Annotated in this window: 21 protein-coding genes; 10 read left to right on the top strand and 11 right to left on the bottom strand. The window is 67.7% G+C overall.

Annotation, left to right across the window (positions count from 1 at the left end):
* Positions 1 to 66 precede the first annotated feature (66 nt).
* From J8I34_RS29075 to J8I34_RS29045, 7 genes are all read right to left on the bottom strand, one after another.
* Positions 67 to 951 (bottom strand): class I SAM-dependent methyltransferase, encoded by an 885-nt coding sequence (locus J8I34_RS29075; protein WP_209776394.1) that lies wholly within the window; start codon positions 949 to 951, stop codon positions 67 to 69.
* Positions 952 to 1,011: 60 nt separating this feature from the next.
* Entirely contained in the window at positions 1,012 to 1,764 is a 753-nt protein-coding gene (locus tag J8I34_RS29070; RefSeq protein ID WP_209807644.1) for a tetratricopeptide repeat protein, read from the bottom strand.
* Between the two features lie 107 nt (positions 1,765 to 1,871).
* Complete coding sequence (locus J8I34_RS29065; RefSeq protein WP_209807643.1) at positions 1,872 to 3,002, bottom strand: PLP-dependent cysteine synthase family protein; 1,131 nt, start codon at positions 3,000 to 3,002, stop codon at positions 1,872 to 1,874.
* Positions 3,003 to 3,128: 126 nt separating this feature from the next.
* Positions 3,129 to 3,566, bottom strand: coding sequence for a universal stress protein (locus tag J8I34_RS29060; protein ID WP_029049190.1), 438 nt, complete (start codon positions 3,564 to 3,566; stop codon positions 3,129 to 3,131).
* Positions 3,567 to 3,776: 210 nt separating this feature from the next.
* Complete coding sequence (locus J8I34_RS29055; protein ID WP_209776388.1) at positions 3,777 to 4,280, bottom strand: DNA-deoxyinosine glycosylase; 504 nt, start codon at positions 4,278 to 4,280, stop codon at positions 3,777 to 3,779.
* Between the two features lie 109 nt (positions 4,281 to 4,389).
* Entirely contained in the window at positions 4,390 to 6,291 is a 1,902-nt protein-coding gene (gene htpG / locus J8I34_RS29050) for a molecular chaperone HtpG (protein WP_029049188.1), read from the bottom strand.
* Between the two features lie 138 nt (positions 6,292 to 6,429).
* Positions 6,430 to 7,968 carry an aminotransferase-like domain-containing protein gene (locus J8I34_RS29045; RefSeq protein ID WP_029049187.1) on the bottom strand — a complete coding sequence of 513 codons (1,539 nt, stop codon included), beginning with the start codon at positions 7,966 to 7,968 and terminating at the stop codon, positions 6,430 to 6,432.
* 84 nt (positions 7,969 to 8,052) lie between these two features.
* Between J8I34_RS29045 and J8I34_RS29040 the strand changes: the two genes are divergently transcribed.
* The 6 genes from J8I34_RS29040 to J8I34_RS29015 all read left to right on the top strand — a co-directional run bounded on the left by J8I34_RS29040 (position 8,053) and on the right by J8I34_RS29015 (position 12,959).
* Positions 8,053 to 8,730, top strand: a complete 678-nt coding sequence (locus J8I34_RS29040) for a VOC family protein (protein WP_209807642.1) — start codon at positions 8,053 to 8,055, stop codon at positions 8,728 to 8,730.
* Positions 8,731 to 8,847: 117 nt separating this feature from the next.
* Positions 8,848 to 9,495 carry a LysE family translocator gene (locus J8I34_RS29035; protein WP_209807641.1) on the top strand — a complete coding sequence of 216 codons (648 nt, stop codon included), beginning with the start codon at positions 8,848 to 8,850 and terminating at the stop codon, positions 9,493 to 9,495.
* A 116-nt stretch (positions 9,496 to 9,611) separates the two neighbouring features.
* On the top strand, positions 9,612 to 10,535 hold the full coding sequence (locus tag J8I34_RS29030; RefSeq protein WP_245176221.1) for a DMT family transporter: 924 nt from the start codon (positions 9,612 to 9,614) through the stop codon (positions 10,533 to 10,535).
* A 15-nt stretch (positions 10,536 to 10,550) separates the two neighbouring features.
* Positions 10,551 to 11,006, top strand: a complete 456-nt coding sequence (locus tag J8I34_RS29025; RefSeq protein WP_029049183.1) for a RidA family protein — start codon at positions 10,551 to 10,553, stop codon at positions 11,004 to 11,006.
* Between the two features lie 84 nt (positions 11,007 to 11,090).
* Entirely contained in the window at positions 11,091 to 12,281 is a 1,191-nt protein-coding gene (locus J8I34_RS29020) for an aminotransferase-like domain-containing protein (protein ID WP_029049182.1), read from the top strand.
* 33 nt (positions 12,282 to 12,314) lie between these two features.
* Positions 12,315 to 12,959: a glutathione S-transferase family protein gene (locus tag J8I34_RS29015; protein WP_209807639.1), complete on the top strand. Its 645-nt coding sequence runs from the start codon at positions 12,315 to 12,317 to the stop codon at positions 12,957 to 12,959.
* Between the two features lie 33 nt (positions 12,960 to 12,992).
* On the opposite strand, the gene J8I34_RS29010 is transcribed toward J8I34_RS29015, so the two are convergent.
* Entirely contained in the window at positions 12,993 to 13,646 is a 654-nt protein-coding gene (locus J8I34_RS29010) for a LysE family translocator (RefSeq protein WP_209807638.1), read from the bottom strand.
* Between the two features lie 410 nt (positions 13,647 to 14,056).
* Here J8I34_RS29010 and J8I34_RS29005 point away from each other — a divergent pair, with 410 nt between their 5' ends.
* Together J8I34_RS29005 and J8I34_RS29000 are read left to right on the top strand one after the other, a co-directional pair.
* Positions 14,057 to 15,739 carry an L-lactate permease gene (locus J8I34_RS29005; RefSeq protein WP_029049180.1) on the top strand — a complete coding sequence of 561 codons (1,683 nt, stop codon included), beginning with the start codon at positions 14,057 to 14,059 and terminating at the stop codon, positions 15,737 to 15,739.
* Between the two features lie 175 nt (positions 15,740 to 15,914).
* Positions 15,915 to 17,744, top strand: coding sequence for an ABC transporter ATP-binding protein (locus J8I34_RS29000; protein WP_209776369.1), 1,830 nt, complete (start codon positions 15,915 to 15,917; stop codon positions 17,742 to 17,744).
* A gap of 68 nt (positions 17,745 to 17,812) precedes the next feature.
* On the opposite strand, the gene parC is transcribed toward J8I34_RS29000, so the two are convergent.
* From parC to J8I34_RS28985, 3 genes are all read right to left on the bottom strand, one after another.
* Positions 17,813 to 20,152: a DNA topoisomerase IV subunit A gene (gene parC / locus J8I34_RS28995; protein WP_209776366.1), complete on the bottom strand. Its 2,340-nt coding sequence runs from the start codon at positions 20,150 to 20,152 to the stop codon at positions 17,813 to 17,815.
* 70 nt (positions 20,153 to 20,222) lie between these two features.
* The gene (locus tag J8I34_RS28990) at positions 20,223 to 21,044 is read right to left on the bottom strand and encodes a lytic transglycosylase domain-containing protein (protein ID WP_029049178.1); all 822 of its coding nucleotides are present in this window, start codon (positions 21,042 to 21,044) and stop codon (positions 20,223 to 20,225) included.
* 66 nt (positions 21,045 to 21,110) lie between these two features.
* Entirely contained in the window at positions 21,111 to 23,102 is a 1,992-nt protein-coding gene (locus tag J8I34_RS28985) for a DNA topoisomerase IV subunit B (RefSeq protein WP_029049177.1), read from the bottom strand.
* Positions 23,103 to 23,446: 344 nt separating this feature from the next.
* Here J8I34_RS28985 and J8I34_RS28980 point away from each other — a divergent pair, with 344 nt between their 5' ends.
* Positions 23,447 to 24,658 (top strand): MFS transporter, encoded by a 1,212-nt coding sequence (locus tag J8I34_RS28980; RefSeq protein WP_029049176.1) that lies wholly within the window; start codon positions 23,447 to 23,449, stop codon positions 24,656 to 24,658.
* Positions 24,658 to 24,798 carry a hypothetical protein gene (locus J8I34_RS28975; protein WP_198030862.1) on the top strand — a complete coding sequence of 47 codons (141 nt, stop codon included), beginning with the start codon at positions 24,658 to 24,660 and terminating at the stop codon, positions 24,796 to 24,798. The genes J8I34_RS28980 and J8I34_RS28975 overlap by 1 nt, the downstream gene beginning before the upstream one ends.
* The last annotated feature ends 147 nt before the right edge of the window (positions 24,799 to 24,945 follow it).

Below are 24,945 nucleotides of genomic sequence, written 5' to 3'. Positions count from 1 at the left end.
CGAGTACGCCTGCAGTACGCGCCTCCCTCCCTCCCTCCCGCCGCGGGAGAGAGGCGCCAACTTAGATTAGATCTTCAACCGCTCTTCCTGCCGCGCGTTGGCCGCGCGCAGCTTCTGCACCCAGTCCCGCGCCGGCAGCCCCGTGGTGTTCTCGACCACGTCGGCGCGCGCTTCCAGCACTTCCCACGCCACATCGATCTCCGGGCCATTGAACGCCATCGCAATGATGTTGCCGTCATGCACCTCCGGGAACACCAGCACGCGGTTATCGAAGGCTTCGCAAATGCGCTCGATATTCTTCGGGAAGCTGTCGTGGTCGCCGAACAGGTTGATGGTCATCACGCCCGGTGCCTTCAGCGTGCGGCGGCAGGCGCGGTAGAACGCGGTGGTGTCGAGCACCGGGCCGCGCGCGGTGGCGTCGTACAGGTCCACCTGCAGCACGTCGATGGCGTCGGCGTGGGTGCCGTCCATGACGTAGTCCCACGCGTCCTGCTCGCGCACGGTCAGGCGCGCGTCGTCCTGGCGCAGGCCGAACATGCTGCGCCCGGCGACGATCACCGCCGGGTTCAGCTCGACCGCGGTCACGCGCGCGCGGCTGAACTGGCGGTGGCAGAACTTGGTCAGCGCCGCAGCCCCGAGGCCGAGCTGCACCACGTGGAACTCATCCACCGAAGGCGACAGGAACAGCAGCCACGCCATCATCTGCTGCGCATATTCCAGCTCGATCGCATCCGGCTTGCGCAGGCGCATCGCGCCCTGCACCCACTCCGTGCCGAAATGCAGGTAGCGCACGCCGTCCAGCTCCGAGAAGGTCACCGGCGCGAAGCGCGGCGTCATGCGCTTTTCTTCGCGAGCCGCGCGAGAGCCTGGCGCCTGGCCGCGGTTGCGGTTGCCACGTGCCGGACGGCGCGAGGCCACGGCTTCAATCGATTTGCGTTTCAGTAGGGTCATATTGTCGAGAAATACACGGCGGCCATACAAGGCCGCAATACTCGGCCACGGGCGTGCGCCTTACTTGCCCAGCGCCGCCTGCGCGCGCTGCAGCCATTCGCGGTTGTGTTCGCGGGCATGGCGCGGCCAGTGGCGGGCGTCGTGGACGATTTCGGCATAGAGCTCGCGCGCGCGTTCGCGATCGGCGGCTTCGGGCTGCGTTGCCAGCCAGTCGGCGTACAGGCAGCGCGGCGCGACATCGCTGGCACTGGTCAGTGCCTGCTCGAACGCGGCGCGCGTGCCGGGCGCGCCGGTGGCAGCCAGCGCGCGAGCATACAGCAAGGCGGGGCCGGGCTGCTGGCGCGCATGCGGGCTGGCGGCAAACAGCTTTTCCAGCGTCGCCAGTGCGGCGGCCGCGTCGCCGGTGGCGAACTGCGCCTGGGCCAGCCCCTGCAGCAGCGCCGGATCGGACGCGAACGGGCCGTTGGCCGCGGCCTGGTAGTGCTGCAGCGCCTCGGCCGGCTCGCCGGCTTCGAGCAGAGCGGCGCCCAGGCGCATGCGGTGCGCCACGGTCGGGGCACGGTCGAAGTCGGTGCGGGCCTCGCGCACCGCGCGGTTGGGGTCCACCAGCTGCGAGATGGCGCGCGTGGCCGCGCGCGCGCCGCGCGACTGGCGCAGCTCGGGCAGGAAGATGGCGAAGAAGTAGACCAGGCTGCCCAGCCCCGGGAACAGGAACAGGATCAGCAGCCAGTACATGTTCTGGTGCGTGCGCACCGCATGCACGGCGAAGAACAACGCAACGATGATATGGATGCTGATACCGAAGATACGCATGGACAAGTCACCCTATGGGGATGGGGTCATCAGTGGAGCAAGGGTCGGCGCCGCAGCGCTGGACGCCGGCATTTTGACAGAAAGGCGGCGGCGCGATTCCCCTGCATTCAGCCCGGAATGCCGGCGCCGGCCGGCTGCAGCCCCGCCACCGCCTGCGGCGTAAGCACCGCTTCACCGTTCACCGCGCGCGCCACCAGCGCATCGGCGGCGTCGATGGCGATGTGCTGCTCGGCATACCAGTCTTCGTCGTAATAGGTATTGCCATAGCGATCGCCGCTGTCGCACAGCAGCGCGACGATGGCACCGGCCTGCCCTGCCGCCCGCATCTGCTGCGCCAGGTACAGCACGCCGACGAAGTTGGTGCCGGTCGAGCCGCCGACGCGGCGGCCGAAGCGCCTGGCCAGGTAGCGCATGGCGGCGAACGACAGCGCATCGGGCACCTTCAGCATGGCGTCGATGCAGCTGGGGATGAACGAGCGCTCCACGCGCGGCCGGCCGATGCCCTCGATGCGCGAGCCGGTTGGCAGCGACAGGTCCGGCTCCGGCTTGCCGGCCAGGCAGCTGCGGAAATAGTCGAAGAACACCGAGTTTTCCGGATCCGCGCACAGCACGCGCGTCTTGTGGCGGCGATAGGCAACGTAGCGGCCGAGCGTGGCGATGGTGCCGCCGGTGCCGCCGCTGGACACCAGCCAGGCCGGTACCGGGTGCTCCTCCTCCGCCATCTGCTTGAAGATGGACTCGGCGATATTGTTGTTGGCGCGCCAGTCGGTGGCGCGCTCGGCGTAGGTGAACTGGTCCATGAAATGGCCGCCGGTTTCCTGCGCGATGCGGTGCGACGCGGCATAGATTTCCGACGGGCTGTCGACAAGCTGGCAGCGCCCGCCATAGAACTCGATCGCCTCGACCTTGGCGCGCGACGTGCCGGCCGGGATCACCGCCACGAACGGCAGCCCCAGCAGCCTGGCGAAATACGCTTCGGAAATCGCGGTCGACCCGCTGGAAGCCTCCACCACGGTGCTGCCTTCATGCAGCCAGCCATTGCACAGCGCATACAGGAACAGCGAGCGCGCCAGCCGGTGCTTCAGGCTGCCGGTCGGGTGGCTGGATTCGTCCTTGAAGTAGACACGAATGTCCGGGTAGCCCGGCAAATCCAGCGGGATCAGGTGGGTGTCCGCGGAGCGGTTGAAATCCGCCTCGATCTTGCGGATGGCTTCATGGGTCCAGTCGGAAAGTGGCATGGCGGCATGCGGGCACGGTGGCCGGGCATTGGAACAGGTCGTCAGCATGCCAGAAGCGTCCACTGCCGGCAAAAATATGGCCCCCCGCCAGCCCGCAAGCCGGCGGCTGACGGCAAGGCCGCAAGCCTACCGGTAGACCAGCACCGGGATCTTGCTGTGCGTCAGCACCTTCAGGGTCTCGCTGCCGATCAGCAGCCCCTGGACCCCGCGTCGCCCGTGCGAGGCCATCACGATCAGGTCGCAGTCCTTTTCCTCGGCGGCCTTGATGATGGCTTCGTAGGGATGGTCATTGACGGCGTACGTGGTATCGCACTTCACGCCTGCGGCGCCGGCCTCGTCGGCCAGGCCGCGCAGGTAGCGGGTGGCATCTTCCCACGCCTGCTTCACGTAGGTCTCGCGGGTGTCCTCCAGCATTTCGACGTTGTAGGTCAGCACATGGTAGTTCGGACAGACGCGCACCGCGGTGATCTGCGCCCCTGTTTCCCGCGCCAGCACGATCGCCTTGCGGAATGCGGATTCAGACAGGTCGGAGCCATCGACCGCCAGCAGGAGATGCTTGAACATGATTGCCTCCTTGCTCGCCAATTACGCTCACTTTCGATGCATCATCGCCTCGCGGCCGAAAGTGTGAGCCGCAAGGCGCACCACAAGGAGCGACCGATACCCCCGGTTTCGAATGATTCGTCACTCGATTGCAGTATAGGGTCGCCATGGCCCACGGCAATACGGGATGCATCACACGTGCGGTGTACCAAAAAATCAGGGCGAGCCCGACTACGCCACCAGGGCGCGCCACAGCGCGAGCTTCTGCTCGAAATTGCGCGCGGCGTGCGCGGGACTGGACGAAGGCAGCACCACCGTCTGATAGCCCTGCGCGGCAAACTGCGGCGCGAAACGGCCGGATGTGCCCCCGTTGAAGCCGACGCGCTCGAGCGTGGGTGCCAGCTGGCGCAGCCGCGTGAAATCATTGGCCTGCGGATAGCGGATATTGCTGTCCAGGCTGCCTTCGCGCATGCACGCGCCAAGCACGTCCCAGACGCCGATGCGATGCGCCAGCAGCCGCACCAGCCGTTCGGCATACGGCAGCGCCGGCATCGGTTCGCCGGTGAGCGCGGCCATCAGCGGCCAGAACTGGTTGCGGGGATGAGCGTAGTACTGGCGCGCGGCCAGCGAGGCCGCGCCGGGGAAGCTGCCCAGCACCAGCACGCGGGTGTGGGTGTCGATGACGGGCGGCAGGCCCTGGTGGAGATCGGTTTGAGGGGGGACGGTGTCGGGCATGGCAAAAGGCTCGGGCTGCTGGTCGACCACGACCGGCAATGCGAACAGCCGCGAGTGTTGTCGCCCCTCTCCCGCGCGCGGGAGAGGGGAGCAAACCGATCGCGTACCGTCAGGCCAGCAGCTTGTTCACGCGCTGCACGTAGGCCGCCGGATCTTCCAGCATGCCGCCCTCGGCCAGCAGCGCCTGGTCGAACAGCACCTGCAGGCGGTCGCTGAACGCATCCCCTTCCGGCAGGTCGCGCAGCTTCTTCACCAGCGCGTGCTCGGGGTTCAGCTCCAGGATCGGCTGGGCGTCGGGCGCCTTCTGGCCGGCCTGCTTCAGCAGGCGCTGCAGGTAGCCGCTCATGTCGCCCTCGTCCGACACCAGGCACGATGCCGACTCGGTCAGGCGCAGCGTCACGCGAACGTCCTTGGCCTTGCCGGCCAGCACGGTCTTGGCGCGCTCGACCACGTCCTTCCAGTCGGCCTCGGCCTTCTCCTGCTCGGCCTTCTCGGCTTCATCCGCCAGCTTGCCCAGGTCGAGATCGCCGCGCGCCACCGACACCAGTTCCTTGCCGTCGAACTCGCGCAGGAACGACAGCATCCACTCGTCGACGCGGTCGGTCAGCAGCAGCACTTCAATGCCCTTCTTGCGGAACACTTCCAGGTGCGGGCTGTTCTTGCCTGCGGACCAGGTATCGGCCGTGACGTAGTAGATCTTGTCCTGGCCTTCCTTCATGCGGCCGACATAGGCGGCCAGCGACACGTTCTGCTCGGCGGTTGCGTTGTGCGTCGAGGCAAAGCGCAGCAGCTTGGCCACGCGCTCCTGGTTGGCCTGGTCCTCGCCGGCGCCTTCCTTCAGCGCCTGGCCGAACTGCTGCCAGAAGGTGTCGTACTTGGCGCGTTCGGCTTCGTCTTCACTGTCCGCCAGCGATTCGAGCATCGACAGCACGCGCTTGGTGCAACCCTCGCGGATCGCCTTGACGTCGCGGCTTTCCTGGAGCAGTTCTCGCGACACGTTCAGCGGCAGGTCGGAGGAATCGACCACGCCCTTGACCCAGCGCAGGTAGCCCGGCAGCAGCTGCTCGGCGTCGTCCATGATGAAAACGCGCTTGACGTACAGCTTCAGGCCGGCCTTGTGGTTGCGGTCCCACAGGTCGAAGGGCGCGCGTGCCGGGATGTACAGCAGCTGGGTGTATTCGCTGCGGCCTTCCACGCGGTTGTGGGTCCAGGCCAGCGGCGTCTCGTTGTCATGCGCGATGTGCTGGAAGAACGCGGTGTACTGCTCGTCGGTGATGTCGGACTTGTTGCGGGTCCACAGCGCGCTGGCCTGGTTGACGCTTTCCCACTCGTCGGTGCGCTTGTAGCTGCTGGCCTCGGCATCCCACACTTCCTTGGGCATGCGGATCGGCAGCGAGATGTGGTCCGAGTATTTCTGAATGATGCTCTTCAGGCGCCAGGCCGAGAGGAAATCGTCCTCGCCCTCGCGCAGGTGCAGCGTGATGGTGGTGCCGCGCTCGGCGCGCGAGATCGCGTCGACGCTGAACTCGCCGTCGCCGGTGCTTTCCCAGCGCACGGCTTCCTCGGCGCCCACGCCGGCGCGGCGGGTTTCCACCGTGACCTTGTCGGCGACGATAAAGGCGGAGTAGAAGCCCACGCCGAACTGGCCGATCAGCGCGGCGTCCTTCTGCTGGTCGCCGGACAGCTGCTGGAAGAATTCCCTGGTGCCCGAACGGGCGATGGTGCCGAGGTTGCGGATCACCTCGTCGCGGCTCATGCCGATGCCGTTGTCGGTGATCTTCAGCGTGCGTGCCTGGGCATCGGCCTCGATGCGGATGGCCAGGTCGGCGTCGTTCTCCAGCAGGGACGGGTTCGCGATCGCCTCGAAGCGCAGCTTGTCAGTGGCGTCCGAAGCATTCGAGACCAGCTCGCGCAGGAAGATTTCCTTGTTGCTGTACAGCGAGTGGATCATCAGGTGCAGCAGTTGCTTCACTTCCGCCTGGAAGCTCATCGTCTCGTGCGGTGCGGTCATGGTTCTCCTCTTGAATCTCGAAAACAGGCGAATCTGGGATGGTCGGGTGGCCGTCGGGGGCCGGTGCCGCCAGAAATAGGGCCGCCCGGGCCATTTTTCAAGGCCCGGGGAATGTAACGCGTGCACAGCAACGAGGGCTCAGAGCCGTTCCAGCTGGCGCGCGAGGAAGCGCAGCATGTCCGGGTCGCCACTGCTGGCGACGTTGAAGCGCATCCATCCCGACGGCATCTGCGACGGCGAGAACAGGCTGCCCGGGGCAAACAGGTAGCCCTCTTCGTGCCCGGCGGTGGCGATCGCGTTGGTATCGCGGCCGGTATCGGCCCACAGGTACATGCCGGCGTGCTGGCCCGGGAACAGGCGCAGGCCCAGCCGCTCCAGCTCGCGCCGGGTCTCGTCGCGGGCGCGGTCCAGCCGGGTGCGCACGCGCTCGACATGCTTGCGGTAGTGTCCCTCGGTCAGCACCTTGTACAGCACCCGCTCGTTGATCTCGGGCGAGGCCAGGCCCGCCAGCAGCTTGCTGTCGGTCAGCGCCGACGCCATTTCCGGCGGCGCGGCAATAAAGCCCACGCGCAGGTTGGCCGCCAGCGTCTTGGAAAAGCTGCCCAGGTAGATCACCCGGCGCAACTGGTCCAGGCTGGCCAGCCGCGTGGCGGCGTGGCCGGGCGGACACAGGTCGCAGTAGATATCGTCCTCGACGATCAGGAAGTCATACTGCTCGGCCAGCTTCAGCAGCTGGAACGCCTTGGCGGCGGACAGGGAGGTGCCGGTCGGGTTGTGCAGCACCGAGTTGATCACGAACAGCTTCGGCCGCCGTGCCTGCACGATGCGCTCCAGCGCCTCCAGGTCCGGGCCCTCGGCGGTGTAAGGCACGCCGATCACCTGCGCGCCCTGCGCAGCAAAGCGGGCGAACATCACGAACCACGCCGGGTCGCCGACCAACACGGCGTCGCCGGGCTGCAGATAGAGCCGGGCGATCAGATCGAGCGCCTGGGTAATGCCGGAGGTCAGCACGATCTGCTCGGCGCCGGCGCGGATCTCGAGCTCCTCCAGCCGGGTGCGCAGCTGCTGGCGCAGCGGCAGGAAGCCCTGCGGCGTGCCGCTGGCCAGGAAATGGTTGCCGGGCTGGCGTCCCAGCCCGCGCAGCGCGCTGGCGATCAGTTCGCCATCGAGCCATTCGTTGGGCAGGAAGCCGAGCCCCGGCGCCTTGTGCGCCTCGGCGGTATGGAACATGCTGCGCAGCAGCCAGGTGACGTCGATATTGCGCGCCTCGGCCGCGTTGGACGACACCGGCGCCGCCGGGGCGGCCGGCGTACGCTCGCGCACGTAGAAGCCCGAGCCGCGGCGGGATTCCAGGTAGCCAAGCGCCACCAGCCGCTCATAGGCCTCGACCACCGTAAAGCGCGAGATGCCTTTTTCCTGCGCCAGCTGGCGGATAGACGGCATGCGCATGCCGGCGCGGAACACGCGTTCGTCGATGCGCATGCGGGCCCATTCGGTCAGTTGCTCGACCAGTGTCATCTGCGCCGACGGGATCGGGTCGGGCAGGCGCTCGGTCGGCGGCAGCACCAGGCGCAGCGGGCGTCCGCCCGACGGGGCGGAGGTGCCGCGCGCACCGCTTCCGCTATGCTGCTGGGAGCTCGCGGCAGTGGCATCCGCGTCCCGGGTGTTGGCATCCATGTGCTGCTCCTGCAACTGTACTGAAGACGATCCGCAGAACTGTACCGGTACTGTACCGACAACCTTGTCTACCATCAAGCCACGATGAAGCTCGCCCTCGATCACCTCGTCATCGCCGCGCCGGACCTGGACGCAGGCACCGCCCATGTCGCCGACCTGCTTGGGATTGCGCCCTGCGGTGGCGGTGAGCATGCCGCCATGGGCACGCACAATCGCGTCCTCGGCATGTTCGGCGGCATCTATCTGGAAGTGATTGCGATCGATCCTGCGGCCGCCGCCCCCGCACGGCCACGCTGGTTCGGGCTGGACACCGAAGCGGTGCGGCAACGGCTGGAGAACGGTCCGTTCCTGCTGCACTGGGCCGCCCGCGTCGAGCGGCCCGCCGACCTGACGCTGTGGCAGTCGCAATACCCGGCCCGGATCGCGCCGGTGATCCCGATGACGCGCGGCGACCTGCGCTGGCGCATCACGGTGCCCGAGGACGGCGCCCTGCCCGGCTGGCAAGGCGAAGCTCATGCGGCCGGTGACGGCTTGTTCCCCAGCCTGATCCAGTGGGACGTGGCCGCCTATCCTGGCACTAGCCTGCCACGGCAGGACCTGGCGCTGCGCAAGCTGTCCGGCCGCCATCCGCGCGCCGAACTGCTGCGGCAGGGCCTCGCCTGGCTGGGCGCGGACCACCTGATCGCGATCGAACAGAGCGACGGGCAGCCGGAACTGTCCGCCGAGATCGAAACGCCGCAAGGCATCCGCACCTTGCGCTAGGCATACCAACAAGACAACAAGAATCCCCAAGGAGACACCGATGCCCGCGACCCGCAAGCGTTTCGACCACGAGAAGAAGAGCCGCACCAACCGCCGCGCGGTGGTGGCGGCGTTCGCATGACCGCCGTGACCTCCGGCCTGCTCACCGGCCTGACGGCGGCGCAGTTCCTGGCCCTGCTGACGCTGCTGACGGTCGGCCTGTTCACGCCCGGGCCCAACACCACCATTGCCGCGGTGACCGGTGCCAATTTCGGCCTGCGCGCGACGCTGCCGCATTGCGTCGGCGTGGCGTTCGGCTTTGCCAGCATCCTGGCACTGTGCGCGGTGGGCGTGGGCGCGCTGATCCTCGGCCAGCCGGCGCTGGCATCGGTGGTGCACCTGGCCGGCGTGGCCTACCTGCTGTGGCTGGCGTGGAAGATCGCGCGCAGCACGGCCCTCGCCGAAAAACAGGTGCTGCGTCCGCTGAACGTGTGGCAATCGGCGGCGCTGCAGTATGCCAACATCAAGGCGTGGATGCTGGCGCTGGCGGTGGCGGCGTCCTACACGGCAGGCGCCCCCGCGCCGCTGCCGCGCATGCTGCTGGTGTGCACCGTATTCGCACTGCTGGGCTTCGTCAGCAACGGCGTATACGGCGTGCTGGGCGCGGCGCTGCGGCAATGGCTGCGCGAGGGCGGGCGCGTGCGCTGGTTCAACCGTGCCATGGGCGCGGCACTGGCGCTGACCGCGCTGTGGATCGCCGTCGGCGCCCGGCCCGGCGTGCCTTGAATCGAACGACAAGAACACAGAGGCCAACCATGCCCGCTTCCTCGCCTACCTCCTCGCCTACCTCCTCGCCCGCTTCCGTACCTGCCGCGCCCCATTCCGCGCCCCATTCAAGCGGCATGCTGCTCGGCTTCATCGGCGTGGCCATCTTCAGCCAGACGCTGCCGTTCACGCGCATGGCGGTGGCCGAACTGGACCCGATCTTCGTCGCGCTGGCGCGCGCCGTCCTGGCCGCGCTGCTGGCGCTGGCGCTGCTGGCCATGCGCGGCGCGCTGGCCGCGGCACGCCGCCCGCGCGGCGGCCAGTGGCCGCGGCTGGCGGTCACGGCGCTGGGCGTGGTGGTCGGCTTCCCGGTGTTTTCGTCGCTGGCGATGCGCGAGGTGCCGGCCAGCCACGGCGCCATCGTGGTCGGCCTGCTGCCGCTGGCCACGGCCGTGTTCGCGGCCTGGTTCGGGCGCGAGCGGCCGTCGGTGGGGTTCTGGCTGTCGGCCGTGGCCGGCAGCGCGCTGGTGGTCGGCTTTGCCGTCTGGCAAGGCGCCGGCGGCCTGCAGCACGCCGACTGGTACCTGTTTGCCGCGGTGGTGCTGGGCGCACTGGGCTATGCCGAGGGCGGCAAGCTGTCGCGCGAACTGGGCGGACTGGAGACGATCAGCTGGGCGCTGGTGGCGTCGCTGCCGGTGCTGGTGCCGGTGACGGCCTGGCTGGTGCTGCGCGACCTGCCGGCGATCGCCGCGGCGTCGCCGCGTGCCTGGGGCGGCATGGCCTACGTTTCGGTGTTCTCGATGTTTGTCGGATTCCTTTTCTGGTACGCCGGCCTCGCAAAAGGCGGCGTGGCCCGCGTCGGGCAGATACAATTGCTGCAGCCGTTCCTGACGCTGGCGGGCGGTGCGCTGATCCTGCCCGAGCCGCTTGACGCCCCCACCATCGCCTTCGCGGTAGCGGTGATCGCCGTCGTGGCCCTTGGCCGCCGCGCCGCCGTGCGCCAGGGCGCACCCGCCCCCGCCCCGGAAACGTCCCCTGTCCTTCCAGGACGCATTCACTGACCAGGAGTCCAACGCATGTCCGTCTACGACACCCTTGCCCGCCTCGGCGTCGAACTGCCGACCGCCAACGCCCCTGCCGCCGCCTACGTGATGGCCGCGCAGACCGGCAACACCGTATTCCTGTCGGGCCATATCGCCCGCAAGGACGGCAAGGTATGGACCGGCAAGCTGGGCCAGGACATCGATACCGAGTCCGGCAAGGCCGCCGCGCGCGCCATCGCCATCGACCTGCTGGCCACGCTGCACGCGCACGTGGGCGACCTGAACCGCGTCACCCGCATCGTCAAGGTGATGAGCCTGGTCAACTCCACCCCCGAGTTCACCGAGCAGCACCTGGTCACCAATGGTGCTTCGGAGTTCCTGGCCGAAGTCTTCGGCGACAAGGGCAAGCACGCGCGCAGCGCCTTTGGCGTGGCCCAGATCCCGCTGGGCGCCTGCGTCGAGATCGAAATGATCGTCGAGGTGCAGTAATTTCCGCCGGCCGGCCCCCGGGCGACCGCGGCCGGCCTGCCTAGCCTCACAGAAACACCCTCCCCAGACCACAAGAGATACATCATGAAATGGGCCATCTCCCGCCGGGCACAGCAACTGACCAGCTCGGCCATCCGCGAAATCCTCAAGGTCACCGAGCGTCCGGAAGTCATTTCCTTCGCCGGCGGCCTGCCCTCGCCGGCATCGTTCCCGGTAGCGGCCATGGAGGCAGCGACGGCCCGCGTATTCGCCGACAACCCGCAGGCGGCACTGCAATACGCCGCGACCGAAGGCTACCTGCCGCTGCGTGAATTCGTCGCCAGGCGCCATGGCGTGGGCGTCGAGCGCGTGCTGATCGTGACCGGCTCGCAGCAGGCGCTGGACCTGATCGCCAAGGTGATGATCGACCCGGGCAGCAAGGTGATGGTGGAAACCCCCAGCTACCTCGGCGCGCTGCAGGCGTTCTCGCTGTTCGAACCTGAATTCGTCTCGATCCCGACCGACGACAAGGGCCTGGTGCCCGAGGCGTTGACGCCGGAGCTGACCGCGGGCGCGCGCTTCCTGTATGCCCTGCCCAACTTCCAGAACCCGACCGGCCGCCGCCTGCCGCTGGAGCGCCGCCAGGCGCTGGTGGCGCGCGCGCAGGAGCTGGGCGTGCTGGTGGTGGAAGACGATCCGTACGGCGCGCTCAGCTACACCGGCGACCAGCTGCCGACGCTGCTGTCGATGAACCCGGATGGCGTGATCTACATGGGCTCGTTCTCCAAGATCCTGGCCCCCGGCATGCGCCTGGGCTACGTGATCGCCCCGCCCGAGCTGCACTTCAAGCTGTGCCAGGCGAAGCAGGCATCGGACCTGCACACGCCGACCTTCACGCAGCGCGTGGCCTACGAGACCGTGCGCGACGGCCTGCTCGACCGCCATATCCCGACCATCCGCGAGCTCTACAGCAAGCAGTGCCAGACCATGCTGGATGCGCTCAAGCGCCACATGCCGGAAGGCGTGACCTGGAACACGCCCGAAGGCGGCATGTTCATCTGGATGGAGCTGCCCGAGGGCCTGGACAGCATGGCTATCCTGGAAGAGGCGGTGAAGCGCAACGTGGCCTATGTGCCGGGCGCGCCGTTCTACGCCAGCAACCCGAAGCGCAATGCGCTGCGCCTGGCGTTCGTCACGGTGCCGCCCGAGCGCATCGAGCAGGGCGTGGCGATCCTGGGCGAGCTGTTCCGCGAGTCCATCGCCGCCGCTGCCGCCAAGCAACCGCGCGCAGCCTGACGCCGCACGGGCGAGCGCATTCCAGGAGCCGACATGCTGCGTATCTGGGGCCGACTCTCCTCCATCAACGTGCAGAAGGTGGTCTGGTGCGCGCGCGAGCTGCACCTGGACCATGAGCGCGTCGATATCGGCGTGAATAAGGGCGACCTCGACACCGAGGCCTACGTCCGCCTGAACCCGAACCGCCAGATCCCGGTCATCGAGGATTTCCGCGGCACGGACGTGGGCGGCGAGCCCTTCGTGCTGTGGGAATCGAACGCGATCGTGCGCTACCTGTGCGCGCGCTACGGCGAGGGCACGCTGTGGCCCGAAGACGTGAAGGCGCGTGCGTCGGCCGACCGCTGGATGGACTGGCAGACCACGGCCTTCAGTCCCGCGATGGTAACGGCGTTCCTGAACCTGGTGCGCAAGCCCGTCGGCGAGCGCGACGAAGCCGCCATCCGGGCCTCGTGCGCGCGCACCGAGCCGCTGGCCGAATTGCTGGACAAGGCGCTGGCAGGCCGCGAGTTCATCGGCGGCGACCGCTTCACCATGGCTGACATTTCGCTGGCCTGCGCCGCGCACCGCTGGCTGGGACTGCCGGTCCGGCACCAGCCGCGGCCGAACCTCGAGCGGTGGCTGGCGGCAATGCGCGCCCGCCCCGCCGCCGGCGGGATCCTGGAACTGCCGCTGCGTTGAGCGGCGGCGGTTTTTTCCTTCCTTTGCTTCTACCTACTTCGCGGCGCGCGAGCCCGAAGTCGCCGTGAAGATCCCCAGCCCGATAAACGCCGCACCCGTCAGGTAGCGGCCGAACGCGCGCGCCCGTCCGGCGCGGCGCAGCGCCGGCATCACCGCGGCCGCCGCCAGCACGTAGCAGGCATCCGTCGTAGCCGCGATCAGCACGAAGGCCACCCCCAGCGCCAGGCTCTGCGCCAGCGCCGAGCCGGCCGGGTTCATGAACTGCGGCAGGAAGGCGGCGAAGAAGATCGCGGTCTTGGGGTTGAGCAGCGCCACGACAAAGCCGTCGCGCATCACCTGGCGCAGGCTGCGCTGCGCCACTTCGGGCGTACCGCTGTCCGCCGCCGCACCGCCGCCACGCAGCGCGCGGATGCCCAGCCAGATCAGGTAGGCCGCACCCGCGTACTTGACCACCGAGAACGCCAGCGCCGAGACCGAGAACAGCACCGCCAGCCCCAGCGACGCACCGATCGCGTTGCCCAGGTTGCCCAGCGCCACCGCGCCGATCGAGGCCAGCCCCGCCTGCCGGCCTTGCGCCAGCGTGCGCGTCACGATATAGACCACGGCCGGGCCGGGGGTGATGGCCAGCGCCAGGCTGGCCAGCACGAAGGCTGTCAGCAGCGGCCACGCGGGCAGGAATTCAGTCATTGGGCAGCCTCGTTCGGTATGGGGATGCGGGCGGCGCCCGCTTGATGGCGAACGACAGTATGCGCTGCCCGGCCGCGCTCGCGCCAGTCCCCGCCATGGCTGCCGGGCCAGTCATCCGGGCCGCGCGCAGGCAGGCAGACTTTTGCAACACGCGCCGTTTAGAGTACTCTGGCCGGTGTGCCGGGTACGTCCCACGTGCGCCGCAATGCCCTCCAGGCAAACCCTGATCCCTGAATGTGGCTCACGCCTGGCATGACGCAATGTACGGCAGCGAACACGGAACCCGTTCCTACAATCGCTGGTTCTTTCCCGCGCGCGGCGGACGCCGCGCGCCGGTGCAAAGCGCAAGCGGGGCGCCCAGGGCTCGCAGATCGTCCGGGCCCCGAGCCAACCTGAGGAGGATTTCGATCGTGTGGAGTCAAGTCTATGACCCGCTAGGCAATATGGCGCTGTCGACCATTGCCGCGGGCATTCCCGTCGCCGTGCTGCTGGCAGCACTGGCCTTCTTTCATATGCAGGCACACCTGGCCGCCGGCCTGGCGCTGGTGATCGGCATCGTGGTCGCGTCCACGGTATTCGGCATGCCGGCGGCGATGGCCGGCAAGGCGGCGGGGCTCGGCATCGTCTCCGGGCTGTTCCCGATCGGCTGGATCGTGCTGAACATCATCTTCCTGCACCGGCTCACCACGCTGAACGGGTCGTTCAAGGTGCTGCAGAACTCGATCTCCGGCATCACCGAGGACCGCCGCCTGCAGTTGCTGCTGGTGGCGTTCAGCTTCGGCGCGTTCTTCGAGGGCGCGGCCGGCTTCGGCACGCCGGTGGCCGTGACCGGCGCCATCCTGATCGGGCTCGGCTTCTCGCCGCTGGCCGCCTCGGGGCTGGCGCTGATCGCCAATACCGCGCCGGTGGCGTACGGCGCGCTGGGCGCGCCGATCATCGGCCTGGCCTCGGTAACCGGGCTGGACCTGCTCGACCTGTCGGCGATGATCGGGCGCCAGCTGCCGTTCTTCTCGTTGATCGTGCCGTTCTGGCTGATCTGGGCCTTTGCCGGCTTCCGCGGCATGCTGGCGATCTGGCCGGCGATCCTGGTGGCGGGCGTGAGCTTTGCCATCCCGCAGTACCTGGTGTCGAACTTCCACGGCCCATGGCTGGTGGACGTGATCGCGGCGCTGGTGTCGATGGGCTCGCTGACGCTGTTCCTGAAGGCCTGGCACCCGAAGGAAATCTGGACCTCGACCAAGATCCTCGGCCGTCACGACGACTCCAAGGTCGACCACCCCGAAGCGCTCGAGGCCGAGGCCCGCGCCAGCGCCGCCTCGGCCGGCATCTCGGTGGCCAAGGCCTGGATGCCGTGGGTGATCCTGACGGTGTTCGTCTTTGTCTGGGGCATTCCCGAGTTCAAGAAGCTGATGGATGGCCTGTGGGCCTGGAAATTCGCGGTTCCGGGCCTCGACAAGGCCGTCGTGAAGGTGCCCCCGGTGGTGCCGAAGGAAGTCATCGAAGGCGCCGTCTTCAACTTCAACGTGCTGTCGATGGCCGGTACCGGCATCTTTGTCTCGGCCATCGCCGGCGGCCTGCTGATGGGCTACTCGGTGCCGCGCCTGTTCAAGGAATACTGGGAAACCATCAAGCTGGTGCGCTACTCGCTGCTGACCATCTGCGCAATGTTCGGCGTCGGCTACCTGACCCGCTACTCGGGCCTCGATGCCACGCTGGGCCTGGCCTTCGCCCACACCGGCGTGTTCTACCCGCTGTTCGGCACCATGCTGGGCTGGCTGGGCGTGGCGCTGACCGGCTCGGACACGGCCTCGAACGTGCTGTTCGGCGGCCTGCAGAAGACCACCGCCGAGCAGCTGGGCCTGTCGCCGGTGCTGATGGCATCGGCCAACAGCTCGGGCGGCGTGATGGGCAAGATGATCGACGCGCAGTCCATTGTGGTGGCTTCGACCGCAACCAAGTGGTACGGCCACGAGGGCGACATCCTGCGCTACGTGTTCTTCCACTCGATCGTGCTGGCGATCCTGGTGGGCCTGTTCGTGACGCTGCAGGCCTACGTGCCGCCGTTCACGTACATGGTGATCCACCATCCCTGATGGCCCTGCCGCCGCGGCAGTTTCGGCATGGCGCTTCAGACAAGGCCCCGCCCCTGGCGGGGCTTTTCAATTGGGCAACGCGCGTATCATGTTGCGTCTGATCCGCCGCAAGCGCCCACCCGGGGTCCCACAAGGACGATTGGGCGGGCCGTGGCACACAACGGGGAACCCTGCCATGTTGCGTCGCCTGGAAAGACTGATCGACCCCTTCCGCCACATGCCCGACCGCGAGCCGCCAGGCCAGGTCTTGCGCTTCTACACCTGGTACCTGCGCGAAGTGTGGGGCGTGTTCGCGCTGCTGTTGGTGGTGGGCCTGGTCGGCGCGCTGATCGAAGTGGCGCTGTTCAGCTTTCTCGGCCGGCTGGTCGACATGGCGCAGACCACGCCCGGCGCGGAATTCTTCGCCCGGCATCGCAACGAGCTGGTGTGGATGCTGGTGGTGGCGGTGCTGCTGCGGCCCATCTTCTTCGGCCTGCACGACGTGCTGGTACACCAGGTCATCAACCCCAGCCTGTCCAACCTGATCCGCTGGCAGAACCACCGCTACGTGCTCAAGCAGAGCCTGTCGTTCTTCCAGAACGACTTTGCCGGGCGCATCGCCCAGCGCATCATGCAGACCGGCTTCTCGCTGCGCGACTCCGCCGTACAGGCGGTCGACGCGCTGTGGCACGTGGTGATCTATGCGGTCAGTTCGCTGGTGCTGTTCGCGCAGGCCGACTGGCGGCTGATGATCCCGCTGCTGCTGTGGATCGCCTGCTACGTGGCCGCGCTGCTGTACTTCGTGCCGCGCGTGAAGGAGCGCTCGGTGGTCGCCACCGAATCGCGCTCGCGGCTGATGGGGCGCATCGTCGACGGCTACACCAACATCACCACGCTCAAGCTGTTCGCCCATACCCGGCAGGAAGAAGACTACGCGCGCGACGCCATGGCCGAGCAGACCGAGAAGACGCGACTGGCCGGCCGCATGGTCAGCGGCATGGACGTCACCATCACCGCGATGAACGGCGCGCTGATCGCCGGCACCACCGGGCTGGCGGTGTGGCTGTGGAGTTCCGGCCATGTCACCACCGGCGCGATCGCACTGACCACCGGGCTGGTGATCCGCATCAACAATATGTCCGGCTGGATCATGTGGGTGGTCAACGGTATCTTCGAAAACGTCGGGCAGGTGCAGGACGGCATGAAGACCATCGCCGTGCCGCGCAAGGTCACCGACCGCGCCAACGCGCAGCCGCTGCGCGTCACGCAGGGCGAAGTCCGCTTCGAGCAGGTGGGGTTCCACTACGGCAAGGGCTCGGGTGTGATCGAAGGCGTCAACCTGGCCGTGCGGCCGGGCGAGAAGATCGGGCTGGTCGGCCCCTCCGGCGCCGGCAAGTCGACGCTGGTCAACCTGCTGCTGCGGCTCTATGACGTGGAAAGCGGCCGCATCCTGATCGACGCGCAGGACATCGCCGATGTCACGCAGGAAAGCCTGCGCGCGCAGATCGGCATGGTGACGCAGGACACCTCGCTGCTGCACCGCTCCATCCGCGAGAACCTGCTGTATGGCAAACCCTCCAGCACCGAGGCCGAGCTGGCCGAAGCGCTGCACCGCGCCCGCGCGGACGAGTTCATTCCCAACCTGGTCGATGCCCACGGCAATACCGGACTGGAAGCGCAGGTGGGCGAGCGCGGCGTGAAGCTGTCAGGCGGACAGCGCCAGCGCATCGCGATCGCGCGGGTGCTGCTGAAGAACGCGCCGATCCTGATCCTGGACGAAGCGACTTCGGCGCTGGATTCGGAAGTGGAAGCGGCGATCCAGGACAGCCTGGAAACGCTGATGCAAGGCAAGACGGTAATCGCCATCGCGCACCGGCTCTCGACGATCGCGCGCATGGACCGGCTGGTGGTGCTGGACAACGGGCATATCGTGGAGAGCGGCACGCATGCGGAGCTGCTCGCGCATGGGGGGCTGTATGCGCGGCTGTGGGCGCATCAGACGGGGGGATTTGTGGGGGTGGATTGAGATGTTGCCCGCCAGATTGGGGGCTCCCTCTCCCGCAAGCGGGAGAGGGGAGCAAACCAGCAGGCCATTCAATTGCCGCCGGCAGGCTCCACCCGCACTGGATCGATGCGCGGCTCCTTCAGCTTCGCTTCGATCTGCTTGCCCTTGCGCGCGCGCTTGCCGACATACGGCAGCAGCGACTGCCCGGCCAGCTTCTGCGACGACGGCTTGCCGCCGCGGCCCGCGCCCGACAGCATCAGCCCTGGCGCGCCCACGGCAACCGCCTGCAGCAGCTTCTCCTTGGGCTCCAGCTCCATCAGGATCACGCCGCGGCCACCGGCCGACAGCACCTTGACCTCGTCCAGCGCCACCAGCAGCAGGCGTCCATTGCCGGACAGGCAGGCCGCATGCGTGGCCTCGTCGCCGATCGGCGCGGGCGGCAGCGGGGCATCGCCGTCGTCCAGCGTCAGGAACGACTTGCCGCCCTTCTGCCGGCCGGTCATGTCGCCCACCGTGGTCAGGAAGCCGTTGCCGCCGGCGGTGGCGATCAGCATGCGCTGGCTGGCGTTGCCGGCAAAGGTGTGCGCCACCTGGCTGCCGGACTGCAGCTCGATCAGCGTGGTGATGGGCACCCCGTCGCCGCGCCCGCCCGGCAGGCTGGAGACCGGCACGGAATAGACCCGGCCATTGGTGCCGAACACCAGCAGCACGTCGACGGTGCGGCAGTCAAAGGTGTCGTAGAGCGCATCGCCCGCCTTGAAGGTGAACTGCTGCGGATCGTGGCCATGGCCCTGGCGCGTGCGCACCCAGCCCTTCTGCGACATGATCACCGTCACCGGCTCGTCGATCACGCGCACTTCGGCGGCGGCGCGGCGCTGTTCCTGGATCAGCGTGCGGCGCGGGTCCTTGTCTTCCGGGCTGTACTGCTTGGCGTCGGTCTCGATCTCCTTGATGATGCGACGGCGCATCATGGTCTCGGACTTGAGCAGCACGTCCAGGTCGGCCTGCTCTTCGCGCAGGTCCTTCAGTTCCTTCTCGATCTTGATCGCTTCCAGCCGCGCCAGCTGGCGCAGGCGGATTTCCAGGATGTCCTCGGCCTGGCGGTCGGTCAGCTCGAAGGCTTCGATCAGCGCGGGCTTGGGCTCGTCGCTCTCGCGGATGATGCGGATCACCTCGTCGATATTGAGCAGCACCAGCATCCGGCCTTCGAGGATGTGGATGCGGTCCTCGACCTTGCCCAGGCGATGGCGCGTGCGGCGCGTGACCGTGTCGAAGCGGAAGGCGATCCACTCGCCCAGGATCTCGCGCAGGCCCTTCTGGCGCGGGCGGCCATCGGTGCCGATCATCACCAGGTTGATCGGCGCGCCCGACTCCAGGCTGGTATGCGCGAGCAACGCCTGGATGAACTCCTGCTGGTCGATATTCTTGCTCTTGGGCTCGAACACCAGCCGCACCGGCGCGTCCTTGCCGGATTCATCGCGCACCGCGTCCAGCACCGCCAGCACGGTCGCCTTGAGCTGCTGCTGGTCCGGCGTCAGCGCCTTCTTGCCGGCCTTGATCTTGGGATTGGTGATTTCCTCGATCTCTTCCAGCACCTTCTGCGCGGAAGTATTCGGCGGCAGTTCGTTCACCACCATCTGCCACTGGCCGCGCGCCAGTTCCTCGATGGTCCAGCGCGCGCGCACCTTCAGGCTGCCGCGGCCGTTCTCGTAGATCTGGGCAATGTCCGCCGCCGGCGAGATGATCTGGCCGCCGCCGGGATAGTCAGGCCCCGGCATCAGCGCCAGCAGCTCGGCCAGCGAGATGCTCGGGTTGCGGATCATCGCCACGGTGGCCGCGGCGACCTCGCGCAGGTTGTGCGGCGGGATCTCGGTGGCCATGCCCACCGCGATGCCGGAGGCGCCGTTAAGCAGCACGAACGGCAGCCGCGCCGGCAGCAGCTTCGGCTCCTGCATCGAGCCGTCGTAATTGGGGATGAAGTCGACCGTGCCCTGGTCGATCTCGTCGAGCAGCAGCCGCGAGATCGGCGTCAGGCGCGCTTCGGTGTAGCGCATCGCCGCCGCGCCGTCGCCGTCGCGCGAGCCGAAGTTGCCCTGGCCGTCGATCAGCGGGTAGCGCAGCGAGAAGTCCTGCGCCAGGCGCACCAGCGCGTCATAGGCGGACTGGTCGCCGTGCGGGTGGAACTTGCCCAGCACGTCGCCGACTACGCGCGCGGACTTGACCGGCTTGGCATCGGCGCGCAGGCCCATCTCGTGCATCGCGAACAGGATGCGGCGCTGCACCGGCTTCTGGCCATCGGCCACTTCCGGCAGCGCGCGGCCCTTGACCACGCTGACGGCGTAATCGAGGTAGGCGCGCTCGGCGTAGCGGGCCAGCGTCAGCGAATCGGCCGGCTCTTCAGGTTGAAACGTGATGTCTTGTTGTTCCATGGATAGGCAAGAATTCGGCGCGCCACATTGATGCCGGCGCGCCGGGTTGCTTGTTGTTCAGTCACGCCGGTCAGGGCATGTCGCGCCGTCCGCCGAGCACCATCTTCACGCGCGGTCCGTCGGCAGCGGCACTGGCGCGCATCGGCCGCGCGCCCCGAGCGGACTGCGAGGGCTGGTAGAACCGGTAAAACTGCAGCACGGTGCTGACATACTGCTGCGTCTCGGGGTACGGCGGAATCCGGTTGTTGTAGCGCTGCACCGCGCCCTCGCCCGCGTTGTAGGCCGCCAGCACAAGCTCAAGGTTGTTCGGGAACAGCTGCATCAGCCAGCGCAGGTAGCGCACGCCGGCGGTGATGTTGGTGCGCGGGTCGGCCAGTTTCTGCTCGACCGTGCGCCGCTGGTCGGCGCTGACGCCAAAGCGCGCGCCGGTGTCGGGAATCACCTGCATCAGTCCGATCGCACCCTTGGGCGAAACGGCGCCCGGGTTGAAACCCGACTCCACCGCCATCACCGCCTTGACCAGCGCGGGATCGACGTCCTGCTTGTCGGCGATCTGGTGGATCAGCGGCTCGACGGTCTTGATGTTGGGATGGTTGACAACGTAGCGGTAGAGCTTGTGCTGCTCGAGGTCGATGCCGTCCGCGTCGCCCATGCCGGCCTGCGCCTTGCCCCGCTGGAGCGCCGCCAGCCGCGCGCTGTCGAGCTTGCCACCATCTCTCATGAACAGCTTGTAGCGCGCGTCCAGCTTCTGGTCGGCAAAGTGCGCCACGCCGTCGGCGTCGATAAAGCCCCACAGCTCGGCGTGCGCCGCCGGCGCACAGGCGAGCCCGGCCAGCGCCAGCACGGCGGCTGCCGCCTTGCGCCATGGTTTGCCGGGGGATCTCGTCGTCATCGTGCGTTCCTGCTGGTCTGGCGAACCGGGGGATTATCCCCCCAATCGCGGGCCGGCGCTCCGGCGTCAGATATCGGCCTCGACCTCGTTGCCCTTCTCTTCCAGCCAGCTGCGGCGCTGCGCGGCCTCGCCCTTGCCCATGAGCATGTTCATCATCTCCACGGTCTGCGGCAGGTCGTATTCGCCCAGCGTCACGGGCAGCAAGCGGCGCGTGTCGGGGTTCATGGTGGTTTCCCACAGCTGCTCGGCGCTCATCTCGCCCAGGCCCTTGAAGCGCGAGATCTGCCAGCTGCCATCCTTGACGCCGTCCTTGACCAGCTTGTCCTGGATGGCCACCAGTTCGCCTTCATCCAGCGCATACAGTTTCTGCGCCGGCTTCTTGCCGCGCGCGGGGGCATCGACACGGAACAGCGGCGGACGCGCCACATAGACGTTGCCAGCCTCGATCAGCTTGGGGAAGTGACGGAAAAACAGCGTCAGCAGCAGCACCTGGATATGCGCGCCGTCCACGTCCGCATCCGACAGGATGCTGATCTTGCCGTAGCGCAGGTTGGACAGGTCGGGCTCATCGTTGGCGCCGTGCGGATCCACGCCGATCGCCACCGCGATGTCGTGCACCTCGTTGTTGGCGAACAGGCGGTCGCGCTCGGTCTCCCAGGTGTTGAGCACCTTGCCGCGCAGCGGCAGGATGGCCTGGAACTCCTTGTCGCGGCCCATCTTGGCCGAGCCGCCGGCGGAATCGCCCTCGACCAGGAACAGCTCGTTGCGGGTCACGTCGGTGGACTCGCAGTCGGTCAGCTTGCCAGGCAGCACGGCCACGCCGGAGCCCTTCTTCTTCTCGACCTTCTGCGCCGCGCGCGTGCGCGCCTGCGCCTGGCGGATCACCAGCTCGGCCAGCTTCTTGCCGTACTCGACATGGTGGTTCAGCCACAGCTCCAGCGCCGGGCGGCTGAAGGTGGAGACCAGCCGCACCGCGTCGCGGCTGTTCAGCCGTTCCTTGATCTGGCCCTGGAACTGCGGGTCGAGCACCTTGGCCGAGAGCACGAACGAAGCGCGCGCGAACACGTCTTCGCTCATCAGCTTGACGCCCTTGGGCTGCAGCGCGTGCATCTCGATAAAGCTCTTGACCGCCTGGAACAGGCCTTCGCGCAGGCCGGACTCGTGCGTGCCGCCGGCCGGCGTGGGGATCAGGTTGACGTAGGACTCGCGCACCGGCGCGCCGTCCTCGGTCCAGGCCACCACCCACGAGGCGCCTTCGCCGTCGGCAAAGCCTTCCTCGCCGGGGTTGGCGTCGGGGTCGGCGAAATGCTCGCCCTCGAACATCGGGATCACCAGTTCAGAGCCGCTGCCTTGCGCCAGCGCTTCGACCAGGTAGCCCTTCAGGCCCTGGTCGTACTGCCAGGTCTGGGCCTCGCCGGTCTTTTCGGTCACCAGCGTCACCTTGACGCCCGGCAGCAGCACGGCCTTGCTGCGCAGCAGCCGCTGCAGTTCGGCCTGCGGGATCGCGGCCGAATCGAAATATTTGGCATCCGGCCACACCTGCACGCGCGTGCCGTTCTTTTTCTCGCCGCGCTCGAGCTTGCGCGAGGCCAGCGGCGAGGTCACGTCACCGCCGGAGAAGGTCAGCGTCGAGTTCATGCCGTCGCGCCAGACGGTCACGTCCAGCTGCGTCGACAGCGCGTTGGTCACCGACACGCCGACGCCGTGCAGGCCGCCCGAGAAGGCATAGGCGCCGCCCTTGCCCTTGTCGAACTTGCCGCCGGCATGCAGCCGGGTAAAGACGATCTCGACCACCGGCACGCCTTCTTCCGGGTGGATGCCCACCGGGATGCCGCGGCCGTCGTCCTCCACGCTGACGCTGCCGTCGCGATGCAGGGTCACCAGGATCTCGGAGCCGTGGCCGCCCAGGGCCTCGTCGGAGGCGTTGTCGATCACCTCCTGCACGATATGCAGGGGGTTGTCGGTCCGGGTGTACATGCCGGGGCGCTGCTTGACCGGCTCCAGACCCTTCAGGACCCGGATGGAAGATTCGCTGTACTGACTGGTTTTGCTCGCCATGGAGTCGCTACGAAAGTGGATGTCCCGGCTGCCGCGGGCGCACAACTGTGCACGCGCCGGGGCACCGGGCACTGCATTGTAATGGATGCCGGCAGCGGTATTCGCACCGGAAAGCGCTTGCCGCTGCCGGCAAGGCCCGCGCCGCATTTGCCGCGGCGCCGGCACTTTTTGCCGCGCCGCCGGCTTCAGCGTGGCGGCGTACGCGTTTTCCGCACCCGGGGTAAACTCGCCTCCACCCGGCCCACGGCAAGCCAGATTGCCGTCCCGGCACGGTCCACAACAAGCACAGACAATCCATGCCGGCGCCGCGCCACCGCGCAGCCAGCCGCACACCGAGCCAACACATGCAAAACCGACAACTTTCCCTGACCACCGTGCTGGTGTGCGGGGGCCTGCTCGTCACCCTCTCTATGGGCATCCGCCACGGCTTCGGCCTGTTCAACCTGCCGATCACGCAGGCGCACGGCTGGAACCGCGAGACTTTCGCCTTCGCGCTGGCGCTGCAGAACCTGATGTGGGGCGCCAGCCAGCCCTTCGCCGGCGCGCTGGCAGACAAGTTCGGCGCGCTGCGCATCATGCTGGTCGGCGTGGCGCTTTATGTGGCGGGCCTGGTGGTGATGGCGCTGGCGACCAGCGGCACTGCCTTCGCCACCGGCGCCGGGGTGATGATCGGCATCGCCCAGTCCGGCACCACCTACAGCATCGTCTACGGCGTGATCGGCCGCGTGGCCAGCCCGGAGAAGCGCGTATGGGCCATGGGCATCGCCGCCGCGGCGGGCTCGTTCGGGCAGTTCCTGATGATCCCGGTGGAACAGGGGCTGATTTCCGGCCTGGGCTGGCAGAACGCGCTGTACGTGATGGCGCTGATGGCCTGCGTGATGCTGCCGCTGGCGCTGACCCTGCGCGAACCGCCCGAGATGGCGCACGGCGCTGGCCAGCACCAGACCATCGGCCAGGCTATCCATGAAGCCTTCAGCAACCGCAACTTCCAGCTGCTGACGCTGGGCTACTTCGTGTGTGGCTTCCAGGTGGTGTTTATCGGCGTGCACCTGGCGCCGTACCTGAAGGACCAGGGCCTGACCGACCCGAAGGTGGCCGTGGTGGCGCTGGCGCTGATCGGGCTGTTCAACGTGTTCGGCACTTATACCGCCGGCGCGATGGGCCAGCGGCTGCCCAAGCGCTACCTCCTCGCGTTCATCTACCTGGCACGCGCGGTCGTGATCGCCGGCTACCTGCTGTTGCCGCTGACGGTGGCCAGCACCTGGGTGTTCGCGGCGCTGATGGGATTTTTGTGGCTGTCGACGGTGCCGCTGACCAACGGCATCATCGCGCAAGTGTTCGGGGTGAAGTACCTGTCGATGCTGTCGGGGGTGGTGTTCTTTTCGCACCAGATCGGCAGCTTCCTGGGGGCGTGGCTGGGCGGCTATCTCTATGACCGCACCGGCGGGTACAACACGGTGTGGCTGATTTCGATCGGGCTGGGCGTGATGGCGGCGCTGGTCAACCTGCCGATCCGGGAGCAGGCGCTGGTGCGGGCCCAGCCGGCGGCAGCGTGATGGCGGCGGCCCGCGCGCGCATGGCGAAGGCGGCCTTGCTGGCGGTGCTGGCGGGGGTGCTGGCGCTTGGGTTCGTGGGGTATTTGCGGCCTTCGTTCATGGTCGATCTGACCAATATGGTGCTGGGTTGGTGTGGGTGAGGTTTGGGCGCTACGAGGTGGTCGCTGTTTGTGACATGCTGTCGGCCGTTGAAGAAGTGACCCGCCCAGGGGACCTGTCCGTATTTTTGTGTGCGAGGCAGTTTTGAATTCGGTTAGCCTCGGGCTGCGGTAAATCGCTCGCCATAC

The organism is Cupriavidus phytohabitans (assembly GCF_017815025.1).
Taxonomy (GTDB): domain Bacteria; phylum Pseudomonadota; class Gammaproteobacteria; order Burkholderiales; family Burkholderiaceae; genus Cupriavidus.
Note: the sequence above shows the minus strand (reverse complement) of the source record. Positions and strands in the feature narration are given on the sequence as shown.